This window comes from Pseudomonas sp., from assembly GCF_030150285.1.
Classification (GTDB): Bacteria; Pseudomonadota; Gammaproteobacteria; order Pseudomonadales; family Pseudomonadaceae; genus Aquipseudomonas.
Genome location: NZ_JASLGE010000070.1, coordinates 57352 through 71219, shown reverse-complemented (window position 1 = coordinate 71219; position 13868 = coordinate 57352). Strand labels below are relative to the sequence as shown.

General features: G+C 57.7%; 13 protein-coding genes. 4 read left to right on the top strand and 9 right to left on the bottom strand.

Features of this window, described 5'->3' with window-relative positions; genetic code table 11:
• The first annotated feature begins 469 nt into the window (after positions 1-469).
• The 3 genes from Q1W15_RS15795 to Q1W15_RS15785 are packed head-to-tail and all read left to right on the top strand — an operon-like array spanning position 470 to position 4099.
• Entirely contained in the window at positions 470-1897 is a 1428-nt protein-coding gene (locus Q1W15_RS15795) for a di-heme oxidoredictase family protein (RefSeq protein ID WP_300730119.1), read from the top strand.
• A 25-nt stretch (positions 1898-1922) separates the two neighbouring features.
• Positions 1923-2987: an imelysin family protein gene (locus Q1W15_RS15790; protein ID WP_300730118.1), complete on the top strand. Its 1065-nt coding sequence runs from the start codon at positions 1923-1925 to the stop codon at positions 2985-2987.
• 14 nt (positions 2988-3001) lie between these two features.
• Entirely contained in the window at positions 3002-4099 is a 1098-nt protein-coding gene (locus Q1W15_RS15785) for a DUF1513 domain-containing protein (protein ID WP_300730117.1), read from the top strand.
• A gap of 95 nt (positions 4100-4194) precedes the next feature.
• On the opposite strand, the gene Q1W15_RS15780 is transcribed toward Q1W15_RS15785, so the two are convergent.
• From Q1W15_RS15780 to colR, 5 genes are all read right to left on the bottom strand, one after another.
• Complete coding sequence (locus tag Q1W15_RS15780) at positions 4195-4410, bottom strand: hypothetical protein (RefSeq protein ID WP_300730116.1); 216 nt, start codon at positions 4408-4410, stop codon at positions 4195-4197.
• Positions 4410-5126: a lipopolysaccharide kinase InaA family protein gene (locus Q1W15_RS15775; protein ID WP_300730115.1), complete on the bottom strand. Its 717-nt coding sequence runs from the start codon at positions 5124-5126 to the stop codon at positions 4410-4412. Before Q1W15_RS15775 ends, Q1W15_RS15780 begins: the two co-directional genes overlap by 1 nt.
• Positions 5127-5129: 3 nt before the next feature.
• On the bottom strand, positions 5130-5810 hold the full coding sequence (locus tag Q1W15_RS15770) for a class I SAM-dependent methyltransferase (RefSeq protein WP_300730114.1): 681 nt from the start codon (positions 5808-5810) through the stop codon (positions 5130-5132).
• A gap of 197 nt (positions 5811-6007) precedes the next feature.
• A complete protein-coding gene (locus tag Q1W15_RS15765; RefSeq protein ID WP_300730113.1) occupies positions 6008-7288 on the bottom strand; it encodes a HAMP domain-containing sensor histidine kinase in 1281 nt (426 codons plus the stop codon).
• Complete coding sequence (colR, locus tag Q1W15_RS15760; protein WP_300730112.1) at positions 7278-7961, bottom strand: two-component system response regulator ColR; 684 nt, start codon at positions 7959-7961, stop codon at positions 7278-7280. The genes Q1W15_RS15765 and colR overlap by 11 nt, the downstream gene beginning before the upstream one ends.
• A gap of 205 nt (positions 7962-8166) precedes the next feature.
• Between colR and Q1W15_RS15755 the strand changes: the two genes are divergently transcribed.
• Complete coding sequence (locus tag Q1W15_RS15755) at positions 8167-10116, top strand: sulfatase-like hydrolase/transferase (protein WP_300730111.1); 1950 nt, start codon at positions 8167-8169, stop codon at positions 10114-10116.
• A 130-nt stretch (positions 10117-10246) separates the two neighbouring features.
• Here Q1W15_RS15755 and groL read toward each other — a convergent pair whose 3' ends face one another.
• From groL to Q1W15_RS15735, 4 genes are all read right to left on the bottom strand, one after another.
• Positions 10247-11890: a chaperonin GroEL gene (gene groL, locus Q1W15_RS15750; RefSeq protein ID WP_300730110.1), complete on the bottom strand. Its 1644-nt coding sequence runs from the start codon at positions 11888-11890 to the stop codon at positions 10247-10249.
• 49 nt (positions 11891-11939) lie between these two features.
• Positions 11940-12236 (bottom strand): co-chaperone GroES, encoded by a 297-nt coding sequence (locus Q1W15_RS15745; protein ID WP_300730109.1) that lies wholly within the window; start codon positions 12234-12236, stop codon positions 11940-11942.
• A 243-nt stretch (positions 12237-12479) separates the two neighbouring features.
• Complete coding sequence (locus Q1W15_RS15740) at positions 12480-12953, bottom strand: FxsA family protein (RefSeq protein ID WP_300730108.1); 474 nt, start codon at positions 12951-12953, stop codon at positions 12480-12482.
• Positions 12954-13018: 65 nt separating this feature from the next.
• Complete coding sequence (locus Q1W15_RS15735) at positions 13019-13750, bottom strand: HugZ family protein (protein WP_300730107.1); 732 nt, start codon at positions 13748-13750, stop codon at positions 13019-13021.
• Positions 13751-13868: the final 118 nt, after the last annotated feature.

Sequence of the window (13868 nt, the reverse complement as noted above, 5' to 3'; positions counted from 1 at the left end):
ACAATAATATCCGTACGGATCCGTATGGCATTGATAAGCAAGTTCTGGACTGTAGCCTTTGGAAAATAGACGACCGTTGGCACAGCCAGAAATTATTACCAATATAAACACCCATAAAAGTACTTTCATAACTACTCCGTATTTTTTGACAAGCATAATATTTCAAGTAAACAAATTACATATCATTCATCTCTGACTCTTCTGTGGGAAATACCAGCTGTATTACTAAGCCATGTAGGATTTAACACATCAGAGGCAAGAGCAAACCTAATGCCAGTCAGTCAATCTGATTGGCATTTTTAACCATGATCGACTCAACCCCTGGACCGCACAGGCTGTGATCGCAAGCAAACGTCTTCTCATGAGCGTTGTGGCTAAAACCCCAACCAAACGCTAATTCCTCTTATTTCAATTCACCTTCCCTGATAAACTTTGTGCCCTCGATTTTCCTCGCTGCTCTGGACGCTTGATGCCCTCGTTGCCTCTTCGCCTGTCGATACTCGTTACCGCCCTGGTTCTGGCCGGCTGTGATGACGCACCGCGCTTTACCCAACCCGAGCCCGGTGAAGCGCGCTCGGGCGGGGCTACGACGGTGCGCAAAACCGATCACAACGCCTTTTCCATGCCGTCTGCCAACTTGTCCCCGAGCCGTCGTCTGGATTTCAGCGTGGGCAACAGCTTCTTTCGCAGCCCTTGGGTGATCGCGCCCTCCACCACCACGGCACGTGATGGCCTGGGCCCACTGTTTAATACCAACGGCTGCCAGAACTGCCACATCAAGGACGGTCGCGGCCACCCGCCCGCCCCTGATGCAAAGAACGCCGTGTCGATGCTGGTACGCCTGTCTATCCCCAATGACCCCGCCTTCGCTCAAGTCATCGAGCAGGTCGGGGTCATACCTGAGCCGGTCTACGGCGGGCAACTGCAAGATATGGCCGTGCCCGGCGTAGCCCCTGAAGGCAAGGTGCGGGTCGAGTACACGCCCGTGCCGGTGGTCTTCAAGGACGGCACCGAGGTTGAACTGCGCAAGCCCACGCTGCAAATCACTCAATTGGGCTATGGCCCCATGCACCCCGATACCCGTTTTTCGGCGCGCATTGCGCCGCCGATGATCGGCTTGGGTTTGCTGGAGGCCATCCCCAACGAGGCCATTCTGGCGAATGCCGACCTTCAGAAAAAGCGCAATGACGGCGTCAGTGGGCGCCCCAATTGGGTCTGGGACGATGCCCAGCAAAAAACCGTACTAGGGCGTTTTGGCTGGAAAGCCGGGCAACCGAACCTCAATCAACAAAACGTTCACGCGTTTTCTGGTGATATGGGGCTCACCACGTCCCTGAGACCGTTCGATGATTGCACGCCCGCACAAACGGCCTGCCTTGAAGCGCCCAATGGCAATGGCCCCGATGGCGAGCCGGAAGTCAGCGACAACATTTTGCGCCTGGTTGAGTTTTATACCCGCAACCTCGCCGTACCGGCGCGCCGTGACGTGGGTTCGCCGCAGGTGCTGGCCGGTAAAAACCTGTTTTATCAAGCGGGCTGTGCGTCCTGCCATACACCGACCTTTACCACGTCGGCCAACGCTGCTGAGCCCGAACTGGCCAATCAGGTCATTCACCCCTACAGCGACCTGTTGCTGCACGATATGGGCGAAGGCCTGGCCGACAACCGTACCGAGTTCACGGCGTCAGGCCGGGAGTGGCGCACGCCGCCGCTATGGGGGATTGGTTTGACGCAAGCCGTGAGTGGCCATACGCAATTGCTGCACGATGGACGTGCCCGCAACCTGCTCGAAGCCGTGCTGTGGCATGGCGGTGAGGCCGAACCGGCCCGCCAGCAGGTTCTACGCTTCAATGCCGAGCAGCGTGCCGCGCTGCTGGCGTTCCTGAACTCTCTTTAACGCTTACACGATCGGGGACCCCGACATGTTTCGACCCAAGCTTCTGTTCACCAGCCTTGCCGCCATCGCTCTGGCCGCCTGCTCGCCGCAAGACCCGCAAGCCGTTACCTCGGCGGCCATCGCCAAGCAAGTGATCCTGCCGACCTACAGCCGCTGGGTTGAAGCCGACCGGCAACTGGCCGTCAGCGCACTGGCCTACTGCGAAGGCAAAGAGTCGCTGGACACCGCCCGCGCCGATTTCCTGCACGCACAAAAAGCCTGGGCCGAGCTGCAACCGCTGCTGATCGGGCCGCTGGCTGAAGGCAATCGCTCGTGGCAAGTGCAGTTCTGGCCCGACAAAAAGAACCTGGTGGGCCGCCAGGTCGAGCAATTGGTGATCGCCCAGCCCGACATCGATGCCGCCGCCTTGGCCAAGTCCAGCGTTGTGGTGCAAGGCTTGTCGGCTTACGAATACATTTTGTTCGATAGCCAAATCGACCTGGCCGATGCCACGCAAAAAGCCCGGTACTGCCCGCTGCTGACCGCCATTGGCGAGCGTCAGAAACAACTGGCCGAGGAGATCCTGGCCAGTTGGAACAGCACCGACGGCATGTTGGCGCAAATGAGCAAGTTTCCGAACCAGCGTTATGCCGACTCCCACGAGGCCATCGCCGACTTGCTGCGTGTACAGGTCACTGCCCTGGACACCCTGAAGAAAAAACTCGGCACGCCGATGGGCCGTCAGAGCAAGGGCATCGCCCAACCGATGCAGGCCGACGGATGGCGCAGCCAGGCCTCGCTGCAAAGTCTGGCCGCCAGCCTGGCCGCGGCACAAACCGTTTGGGTGGGCGTCGACAACAAGGGGCTGCGCGGGTTGCTGCCGGCTGAGCAAAAACCTTTGGCCGACAAAATTGATGCCGCTTATGCCGCCTCGCTCAAACTGTTCAATGACAACCAGCGCACACTTAATGAGCTGCTGGCGGACGACGCAGGGCGCGCTCAACTGAACGCCATCTATGACAGCCTGAACGTGGTGCATCGCCTGCATGAAGCCGAACTGGCGAAGGCGCTGGGCATTCAGTTGGGCTTTAACGCCAACGACGGCGATTGATAAAGGAAGGTTCGATGATGCGCAGGCAAGCTCTCAAACTCGGTGGTGTATTGCTGAGCGCCATGACATTGGGCGGCTGGTCGCTGTTCAAGCAAAGAGGCCAGAGCCCACTGCTGCTGAGTGCCCGTGATGATGTGGACGGCAATCACTATGCCGTGGGCTATCGGCTGGATGGCACTCAGGTGTTCAGTACGAAAGTCGCCCAACGCTGCCATGACATCATCAACCACCCCACGCACCCCATTGCGCTGTTCGTGGCCCGTCGCCCTGGCACTGAAAGCTACTTGATCAACCTGAACGACGGGCAACTGCTGCAAACCCTGAAGTCCCTGCCCAACCGCCATTTTTATGGTCACGCCGTGATCCATAAAGACGGCGAATGGCTGTACACGACCGAAAATGACACCCTCGATCCCGGTCGCGGTTTGCTCGGGGTGTATCGTTTCGAAGGCGACCGGCTGGTGCACGCGGGCGAGATCCCGACCCATGGGGTAGGCCCGCATCAGGTGTCGTGGATGCCGGACGGTGAAACACTGGTGGTGGCAAACGGCGGCATCCGCACCGAAGCTGAAAGCCGCGTCGAAATGAACCTCAACGCCATGGAACCCAGCCTGGTGCTGATGCAGCGCGACGGTACCCTGCTGAGCAAGGAAACCCTGAGCCAGCAGATGAACAGCGTGCGCCATTTGGGTATTGCCACCGACGGCACCATCGTGGCGTGTCAGCAATTTATGGGCGACGCCCATGAGTTGTCCGAACTGCTGGCCATCAAACGTCCGGGGCAGCCTTTTCAGCCGTTTCCCGTGGCAGAACCCCAGTTGCGCGCCATGGGCCATTACACGGCCAGCGTGGCGGTGCACAGCGAATTACGTCTGGTGGCACTGACTGCGCCGCGTGGCAACCGGTTCTTTGTATGGGACCTGGACAGCGGCGCGCTGCGCCTCGATGCACCGTTGCCCGATTGCGCAGGTGTTGGCGCGGTAAACGATGGGTTTGTGGTGACATCCGGGCAGGGTCGCTGCCGTTTTTACGATTGCCGCCAAGCCGAACTGACCGCCAAGCCGCTAGAGTTACCGGCCGGGCTGTGGGACAACCACTTACACGTGATATAGCACGCGCAAAGCCAGGCCCAAGCCAGATCCGCTGTAATGCCCAGCGGATCTGGCTTGGGCCTGGGTGATGGGCGTATGCCCCAACCGCTTGGCGATTATTTGCCTTGCGCCATGCCAAACATGAACAGCAACAGTTGGTGATCGGGTTGTGCAACGGACGCCACTTTCACCGCACGCGGCAAAGGGCAATGCGCACCATTTGCGGTGGCGCTGATCACCTGAGTGCCCGGTTCCTCCCAGGCGGCCAACGCCACAGAGGCAACCGCCAGTGCCCCCAGCAGAAACAAACTTCGAGCTATTTCTCGTTTCATCATCGTAACCCTTTGATGGCGCTGCCAAACACCTTGGCGTAAAAGTAGTTCAATTTTTGCCAGTCCTCTGTATTCCACGACGAATGGCGACGCAGCTGTTTGAGGTCGTGAGACGCCGCCTTGTGCGCAGTCAGTCGTTGGCGGCTTTTTTCAAGGTCGAGCAAGGCCACTTCCACCTTGGCATTATCGTCACTGCCGATGACCCGTACAAAAACATGCTTGGGGTATAAACAGCCATGCTGCCAGCGCCCCAAATGCATGCGCGCCAAGGTCTGGGCGATGGTTTCCAGCACACGCTCATGAACCACTTCGCCCAACCGCTCACGCTCGCCCGCCGCATACCAGGTGTCAATTTCAACAAAACCATCCAGGGCAGCTGTCACCAGCAAGGCACGCCATTGTTTGTCTGCCCCTTGCTGCGCGCCGCAAAACACCAAGTCCGGCACCCCGACGCCCAAGCGGCTGAGGGCCAGCAACGCATCCTGCTCACGCAAGACTGTTGGCCGGCCCAGCGGGTAACGCCAACTGCGGTAGGTGTGCCCTATCTGCCGCTTGGCATACAGCAACCGGCCACCGGCCTCATTAAGACGCTGTACACCACTCTCTCCCCCGCGACGCTGATTCGGTTCTTCAACCCACTCGCCGTGTTGATCCCAGTAAAACTCAAAGCAGTTTTCGGGCGCAGTTTGCGTGGGTGATACAAAATCAACGGTCATGAACTACCTCTTGCGTAAAATGTAAACCCGCCACATCGCATAGAACGGGAGAAAATCCAGATGTTTTTGCACCGTAAACCCAGCCTTTTTAAATTCCGCCTCAACGGTGGCCGCCGGTAACACAAAACGGTTTTGGTAACCCTGAGCCCCACCGTCCACGTGCCGCTGACGTTCAAGGCGCTGGCGTTTCCAGGCTTTGAAATTGCCATCAACCCACAGTGACACCACTAAACTGTCGCGCGTGACCCGGTGAAGCTCTTGCAACAGCGCCATTCGGTGGCTTGCATCGCCAATGTGATGCAACAGACGCATACAAAAAATACTGTCGACTGCATCATCCGGCAAATTGATATCAAATGCCGATGTTTGCAAACAGCGTACCCGCTTAACCACTTCGTACGGTTGTGCACGCACCGCCACCTCCAGCATTGAAGCCGAATTGTCCGCTGCAATAATGGTGCGGTTTGGCTTCTCGGCCAACAAAGGCCAGAAACGCCCGGCTCCACACGGCAAATCCAGCACCGATGCGGGCTCGCCGACCAACGCCAAAGCCCTGCGCGCCAACTGCTCGTCACGTTTATGGGACAGACGTCGTGCAAGGCCGTCCTGATGTTTCTCCAGGTACTCGGCCGCGTGTTGTAAATCGTACTTGTCAGAAAATTCGAGTTTAATTGCAGGACGCATCATAGTTCTCCTGAAGCCTGTAGGCGCTACATTAATCAGGTGAAGGTCTGCATCAGGTCATCATTGGGTGAAAATTCCGTGCCTCGGACCACTTTTTTAGCGAAGCGGTGCAAACGCAACACCCTGGGCAGGGCTTTGCGACGGAACAAACAGAAGGCGGTGGCCTGGCCCGCAACGCACGCGCCGGGGCCTTAAGGTCATGTATCGTAAGGACCCAGCTCAACCCGAAAACGGCAACCATTGGGTTCCATGGTGGTCAGCGTTACGCGCCAGCCCTGGCTGTCACAAATGCGCTGCACCAGTGAAAGGCCAAGCCCCAGCCCCTCTCCGCGCTTTTCACTGCCGCGTACAAACGGCTGAAACATCGCTTGGCGTTTTTCTTCAGGAATGCCCACACCGCTGTCTTCGACCACAAAGCTGGAAGACTCAAGGGTTAAACGGATAAACCCGGTATCGGTGTAGTGCAAGGCATTGCGCAAGAGATTACCCATCACTGCGTGCAAAAAAGTTGCGTTGTAACGGGTTTCCAGGGGGTTGCCGGGCTCATAAATCAACGTCAGCCCCTTCGCCTCAATGGGGCCACGCCACAGGCTGATCAGGCCTTCTGCCACCGTGGTCAATGTGGTCGTAGGCGACATGCTGGCATCTTCATGCTGAGCACGGGCCAACATCAGGAAGGTTTGCACCAGCTCACGCATCTCTTCGCATGCGCGGGAAATACGCTCAACCTGCGAGCGGCTGCGCTGATCCAGCGAAGGGCTTTCCAGCAGCAGCTCGCAGGAGCTGGCCAGGACCATTAAGGGGGTGCGTAACTCATGACTGACGTCACTGGTGAACAAGCGTTCGCGGGTCAGGGTGTCCCGCAAACGGCCCAGGGTGGCATCAAAGGCTACGGCCAGTTCGCCCACTTCATCGGCGGCATAATCCGGGGCCAAAGGCGGTGCCAGCCCCAGCAGTTGATCGCGATGGCGCACTTGCCGTGCCAGACGTACCACGGGGGCCATCACCCGGCGGGCCAACACCCAGCCCAAAAAGACTGCCAACGCCAGGGCCAGCACAAAACCGACGACCACGACGGCAAACAACACCCGCTCGCGCTCTTCAAAGTCGCTCTGATCCTGTAGCAACACATAACGTCGACCGTCGACCACTTCAACCATGGCGTGATACGACAGTTGATCGCGAAACACCTCATGAAAGCCGGGATCCAGGTGACGAAGGTCCTTGGGCAACGCAAAATCGCCACGGCCCCCGCTGTAGTAGAACAGCTGGTCAGGCTCGGGCCGATGGTTCCAATCAGCAACATTGTCCATCAACAACAGACGCTGCAAGTCGCCACCCAGCCCCGCCGAGATCAGTTTTTCTTCGACCAGATGCACCGTGGCGACAATGCCTATTGCGAAGGTGCCCGCTACCAGCGCGCTCATCAAGGCAAAGGCAATGATGATCCGCTGAGCGAGGCTTTGCTTAAACTCCATCGCGGGCCTCGGCGAGGCGGTAGCCCACACCATGAACGGTTTGCAACAGCGGCTTTCCAAACGGTTTGTCGATCACCTGGCGCAACTGGTGCACGTGGCTGCGCAAGCTATCGCTGTCCGGGCAGTCATCGCCCCACAACGCCTCTTCGAGCACTTCGCGGCGCAGCACATGAGGGCTTTTTTGCATCAGCACTGCCAGCAGTTTGAGGCCTACCGGGTTAAGTTTGAGCAGGCGTCCTTCGCGCGTCACTTCAAGGGTATCGAGGTCGTATTTCAAATCGCTTACTTGTAGCTCTCGCCGCCCGCCGCCCTGGGCTCGACGCAACACCGCTTCGATTCGCGCCGCAAGCTCCGAGAGAGCAAAGGGTTTTAGCAAGTAATCATCCGCGCCCGACTTGAAGCCTTGCAGCCGGTCGTCCAACTGGTCGCGCGCCGTCAACATGATCACCGGGGTGTCACGACGGGCATCTTCGCGCAGACGCTTGCACAGAGTGTAACCGTCAATACCCGGCAACATGATGTCGAGCACGATCAAGTCGTAGTGCTCGGTGGCCGCCAGGTGCAGACCGGACAAGCCGTCCTGCGCGCAATCAACGGTATACCCTTTGAGCCCCAGGTAATCCGCCAGGTTGGCAAGGATATCGCGGTTGTCTTCGACCAATAGAATTCTCATGGGCACTCTCCCGTTACGCAGTGACAGCCGTCTTGGCCTGCGAAGCTTAAGGCGAAGAACCGCAGAGAACCAGCGTTGCAGGGCTCATACGCTATTTAGTTAACCGCAGGATGAACTTAACGAGTTTTTTACCTGAGGTTCACAACCCCCACACAGTGGCACCCGCAGACTCGCGCCCCCCCTACGGGCTTATGGAACAACACTCATGCGTCTGCTTGACACCGCGCCAATGCGCTACCTCTTTCTGTTGACGGGCTGCTGGTTGGCCATATTTCTGGTCACCCGAGGTGTTTTACTGGCCACCCACCTCCCGGAGGCCGGCAGCCATTGGTTGCCTGTTTTCGGTTTTGGCCTGCTCTACGATGCAGGCTTTCTGACCTATGCCGCCCTGCCGCTGGGCCTCTATCTGCTGCTGTGCCCGCCCCAGGTGTGGCATCGGCGCGGGCATCAGTGGTGGTTGCAAGGCCTGCTGAGTCTCAGCCTGTTCGTCATGCTGTTCACGGCGGTCGCAGAATTTTTATTCTGGGATGAATTCGGCGTGCGCTTTAACTTTATCGCGGTTGACTACCTGGTCTACTCCGATGAAGTGCTAAACAACGTGCTGGAGTCCTACCCTGTCGGCCTGCTGCTCAGCGCCATTGCCGGTGTCGCAATCGTTCTGAGTCTCGCGCTACGAAAACCTTTCAAGGCCGCGATGAATGCGCCCTTGCCCGATCTTCGCGAACGCCTCGCAGCACTTGCTGGCCTGGTGGTGTTGGCGGGTGTGAGCCTGCAACTGCTCGATCAGAATGACCCGCGCGGCCAAGGGGGGAACACCTATCAGCGCGAACTGGCGAACAACGGGCCGTACCAGTTCTTCGCTGCGTTTCGTAACAATGAACTGGATTACCAGCAGTTTTACGCCAGCCTGCCTGACGAAATAGTGGCCAAACAATTGCGCCGTGAACTGGCAGAGCCCAACGCCACATTTGTGGGCACCAACGCGCTGGATATTCGCCGCAATATCGACAACCCGGGCACACCGCGCCAACCCAATATTGTGCTGGTGACCATTGAAAGCCTGAGTGCCAAGTACTTGGGCAGCAACGGTGATGATCGCAACCTGACCCCGAATCTGGATCAGTTACGCAAGCAGAGCCTGTACTTCAATAACTTCTACGCCACCGGCACCCGCACCGATCGTGGGCTTGAGGCCATTACCCTGGCGATTCCACCAACGCCTGGGCGCTCTATCGTAAAACGCATCGGACGCGAAAGCGGCTTTGCCAGCCTGGGTCAACAGCTCAGTGCGGTGGGTTATGACAGCGTGTTTGTCTACGGCGGCCGCGGCTACTTCGACAATATGAACGCGTTTTTCAGCGGCAACGGGTATCGCGTTGTTGATCAAAGCAGCGTGAATGAAGCCGATATCCACTTCAAAAACGCCTGGGGCATGGCTGACGAAGATCTCTACCGCGAAACGTTGAAGCTGGCCGACGCTGACTACGCCCGGCAAAAGCCATTTCTACTGCAGTTGATGACCACGTCGAACCACCGCCCTTACACCTACCCGGATGACCGAATCGACATCCAATCGGGTAAAGGCCGCGACGGTGCGGTGAAATACACCGACTATGCTATTGGCCAGTTCCTTGCCCAGGCCCGCAAAAAGCCATGGTTTGATAACACGATCTTTGTTTTCGTGGCGGACCATACGGCGGGCAGTGCCGGCAAGGAAGACCTGCCAATCGCCAACTATCAGATTCCTCTGTTTATTTACGCACCCGCCTTGATTGGTGCCCGTGAGAACCCACACCTGGCCAGCCAGATTGACCTGGCACCAACACTGCTCGGCTTATTGAACCTGGATTACCAGTCCACCTTTTTTGGCCGCAACCTGCTACTGGACAACCCGCTGCCTGCCCGTGTCGTGGTTGGCAACTATCAGCATCTGGGGTTGTTTGACGGTAAAGACCTGGCCATTCTCAGCCCCCGCAAGGGCCTGCGCCGACATGACGATGCCCAGACCACCAGCATTGAATCCCACGTCCCCGCGACCGACCCTCTGATTGAGCGAGCAATCACTTACTATCAGGCGGCAAGCTACGGTTACAAACAGCAGTTGCTGGGCTGGCCCCCCCTGGAAAACACAACCGTGCAACGGTCGAAGCCGTAATTGCCACAGCCCGAAACATGCAACTGACCTGCCTCATGCCCATAAGGTGAGTCGGGAGTAAACGCCAGCCACAAAAAAAGCCCCGCCTGATGACTCAGGCGGGGCTTAGGCGTATCGGGGTAAGGCTGGCTTACATCATGCCGCCCATACCACCCATGCCGCCCATGTCTGGCATGCCGCCAGCTGGAGCCGATTTGCTCGGTGCTTCAGCGATGGCCGCTTCGGTGGTCAGGATCAGACCGCCGATAGAGGATGCCGCTTGCAGCGCCGAACGGGTCACCTTGGTTGGATCCAGGATGCCCATTTCGATCATGTCGCCGTACACGCCAGTCGCAGCGTTGTAACCGTAGTTACCTTTGCCGTTCTTGACTTCGTTGACCACAACGCTTGGCTCGTCGCCGCTGTTGGCAGCGATTTGACGCAGAGGGGCTTCAACGGCACGACGCAGAACAGCGATACCAACGTTCTGGTCAGCGTTGTCGCCGGTCAGTTCAGTCAGGGCTTCCAGCGCACGAATCAGCGCTACGCCACCGCCAGGTACCACGCCTTCTTCAACGGCTGCACGGGTTGCGTGCAGGGCGTCTTCAACGCGGGCTTTCTTCTCTTTCATTTCTACTTCGGAACCGGCACCTACCTTGATCACTGCAACGCCGCCCGACAGCTTGGCCAGACGCTCTTGCAGTTTTTCACGGTCGTAGTCCGAAGACGTCTCGGCAACCTGAGCACGGATCTGAGCGATACGGCCTTCGATGTCGCCCTGTACGCCAGCACCGTCAACGATGATGGTGTTTTCTTTGGACAAGGTTACGCGCTTGGCGCTGCCCAGGTGTTCCAGGGTAGTGCTTTCCAGGCTCAGGCCGATCTCTTCAGAGATAACGGTACCGCCGGTCAGAACAGCGATGTCCTGCAGCATGGCCTTGCGACGATCGCCGAAGCCCGGTGCTTTAACAGCAGCGACTTTAACGATACCGCGCATGTTGTTCACAACCAGAGTCGCCAGGGCTTCGCCTTCAACGTCTTCAGCCACGATCAGCAGTGGACGACCGGCTTTGGCAACAGCTTCCAGCACTGGCAGCATTTCGCGGATGTTGGAGATTTTTTTGTCAACCAACAGGATCAGCGGGCCGTCCAGCTCAGCCACCATGGTGTCTGGCTTGTTGACGAAGTAAGGGGACAGGTAACCGCGGTCAAACTGCATGCCTTCAACCACAGACAGTTCGTTTTCCAGGCCCGAGCCTTCTTCAACGGTGATCACGCCTTCTTTGCCGACTTTAGCCATGGCTTCAGCGATGATGTCGCCGATGGAGCTGTCGGAGTTGGCAGAGATGGTACCGACCTGAGCGATAGCCTTGGTGTCAGCGCATGGCTTGGACAGGTTTTTCAGCTCTTTGACGATGGCGATGGTCGCCTTGTCGATGCCGCGCTTGAGGTCCATCGGGTTCATACCGGCAGCGACGGCTTTCAGGCCTTCGTTGACGATCGACTGAGCCAGAACGGTGGCGGTGGTAGTACCGTCGCCTGCGTCATCGTTGGCACGGGAGGCAACGTCTTTAACCAGCTGCGCGCCCATGTTTTCGAAACGGTCTTCGAGTTCGATTTCTTTGGCGACAGAAACGCCGTCCTTGGTGATGGTCGGAGCGCCGAAGCTCTTCTCGATGATCACGTTACGGCCTTTCGGGCCCAGGGTCGCTTTTACTGCGTCAGCCAGAACGTTAACGCCGGTGAGCATTTTTTTACGGGCGGAGTCGCCGAATTTAACTTCTTTAGCAGCCATGATCGATATTCCTTAAATACTTTGGAGTAACGGGAAAATGAGCGGGGAATCAGCCTTCGATAACAGCGAGAATCTCGTTCTCAGCCATTACCAGCAGGTCTTCGCCGTCGACTTTCACAGTGTTGCTGCCGGAGTAAGGGCCGAACACAACCTTGTCACCCGCTTTAACAGCCAACGGGCGGACTTCACCGTTGTCCAGAACGCGCCCCGAACCAACAGCGATCACTACACCACTGTTAGCTTTTTCGGCAGCAGAACCCGGCAGAACGATACCGCCAGCGGTTTTCTTTTCTTCTTCGCTGCGGCGGATTACGACGCGGTCATGCAGAGGACGAAGCGTAGTCATTGTCGATCTCTCCTAATTGTAGTGTTCATCGGCCGGTGTCAATACCGGCTGGGTTTGCAAGTCCGGAAATGCCGGGTGCGATTCGCTTATTAAGGCCTGCTGTTGCCAGCAAAACCCTGCGGTGTCCGTTACATAAGGGCGTCTGAAGTGATTACAAGGGCACGCCTGTTAAATATTTAGCCCCGTGCCACACTCAAAAACAGACACGGCACCTAAAGTGCCGTGTCGTCAACCCGGGTGAGCTTACTTGTCGCGATGCTCGAACTCGCCTTCAATCACAGTGGGCTCGCGCCCCACAGGCTGATGGCTGGCCGTGCGGTGTGCCGCTTCAAACTCATCGGCAAACGCACGCTGGCGAATAGCCTGTTCTTCGGCGCGCTTGCGCAGGCGATTGACCAGCAGGCGGCGCACAGGTGGAAGCAACAGCAACAGGCCAGCAACGTCACTGATAAACCCTGGCAGTACCAGCAAACCACCGCCCAAGGCCATCATCAAGCCATGCAACATTTGCTGAGCGGGCAGCTCGCCGCGGTTCAAGCTTTCACGCGCACTCAATGCGGTGGCCAGGCCGGCGACCCGCACCACCAGAATACCCAGCATGGAGCCAGCAATGATCAGCAACAACGCAGGGAAAAACCCGATAGCGGTGCTGACCTTGAAAAAAACGTACAGCTCTAGCACGGGGAACAGCAGAAAGAGCAATAAAAAAGCGCGCATCAAATGATTCCTCTCCGGAAGAATGTCTTCCAACCTTTCTTAAATGACGGCGCTTTGCGCTGAATTCAAGGCTGGACCGGCTGTTTTTTCGGCCACTCGTCCGCGCGCGCCAGTTGAACCAGGGCCTCACGCACGCTCATCGACGTTGTGCACGGCTCGGCAAATGCCAGCCAATACAGGCCTTGGCCGATGCGCAAGTGCATGCCTTCACTGTCAATGGCAACCATCTCGGCCGGGTGAGCGGTGGGCAAACCGGCCAATTCCACGTAATGGGCGATGGCGGTGGCATGGTCGCTGTTCATGTGTTCAACCATGCGCACTTCGACCGCACCGGCAAAGGGGTTGGCCAACGTGATGTGGTCCAGCCAGTGAATGGCACCGAAACCGCCAATGTAACGATGCCGAACCGGGTTCAGCACCCAGAAGTCAAAATTATGCGCAGCGTGGTAATTTTTCGACTCGGGAAAGTAACGGTAATAGCGCTCGGCCGCAGCTTCAATCGCTTGGGCATCGCTTAACTGCTCGGCTTCGGCCAGGTACGTCAAACGCCCGACTGCCTGCACATCTTCAGCACCGCGCTCACCCACCATCAACGAGCACTTGGGGTCTTTTTTCAAGTTATGGGTGTGCTGGGCAATGCGGCTGATCAAAATCAGCGGCCGCCCCTGATCATCCAGGCAATAGGGCACGACGGATCCGAAAGGAAAGCCCGGCATGGCCTTGGACTGCGTGGACAATGCTCCCCGGTATTCCTTGAGCAGTAATTCTCGGGCATGCTTGGCTGCTTCAACGCTCAACTTATGACTCCTTATAAAAATCCGTCGAAAACGGACGAGTTCAGGGCTAACGCTCAACCCGCACTCAGGGCACTGTTTGACTGACTCGCCGCACTCACGGCGCAGATCAATAGCCTAT

Bases quoted from the DNA above. Each gene is read 5' to 3' on its own strand.
- Q1W15_RS15795 (WP_300730119.1), top strand. From the start codon at position 470: ATGCCCTCGTTGCCTCTTCGCCTGTCGATACTCGTTACCGCCCTGGTT.
- Q1W15_RS15790 (WP_300730118.1), top strand. From the start codon at position 1,923: ATGTTTCGACCCAAGCTTCTGTTCACCAGCCTTGCCGCCATCGCTCTG.
- Q1W15_RS15785 (WP_300730117.1), top strand. From the start codon at position 3,002: ATGATGCGCAGGCAAGCTCTCAAACTCGGTGGTGTATTGCTGAGCGCC.
- Q1W15_RS15780 (WP_300730116.1), bottom strand. From the start codon at position 4,410: ATGAAACGAGAAATAGCTCGAAGTTTGTTTCTGCTGGGGGCACTGGCG.
- Q1W15_RS15775 (WP_300730115.1), bottom strand. From the start codon at position 5,126: ATGACCGTTGATTTTGTATCACCCACGCAAACTGCGCCCGAAAACTGC.
- Q1W15_RS15770 (WP_300730114.1), bottom strand. From the start codon at position 5,810: ATGCGTCCTGCAATTAAACTCGAATTTTCTGACAAGTACGATTTACAA.
- Q1W15_RS15765 (WP_300730113.1), bottom strand. From the start codon at position 7,288: ATGGAGTTTAAGCAAAGCCTCGCTCAGCGGATCATCATTGCCTTTGCC.
- colR (WP_300730112.1), bottom strand. From the start codon at position 7,961: ATGAGAATTCTATTGGTCGAAGACAACCGCGATATCCTTGCCAACCTG.
- Q1W15_RS15755 (WP_300730111.1), top strand. From the start codon at position 8,167: ATGCGTCTGCTTGACACCGCGCCAATGCGCTACCTCTTTCTGTTGACG.
- groL (WP_300730110.1), bottom strand. From the start codon at position 11,890: ATGGCTGCTAAAGAAGTTAAATTCGGCGACTCCGCCCGTAAAAAAATG.
- Q1W15_RS15745 (WP_300730109.1), bottom strand. From the start codon at position 12,236: ATGACTACGCTTCGTCCTCTGCATGACCGCGTCGTAATCCGCCGCAGC.
- Q1W15_RS15740 (WP_300730108.1), bottom strand. From the start codon at position 12,953: ATGCGCGCTTTTTTATTGCTCTTTCTGCTGTTCCCCGTGCTAGAGCTG.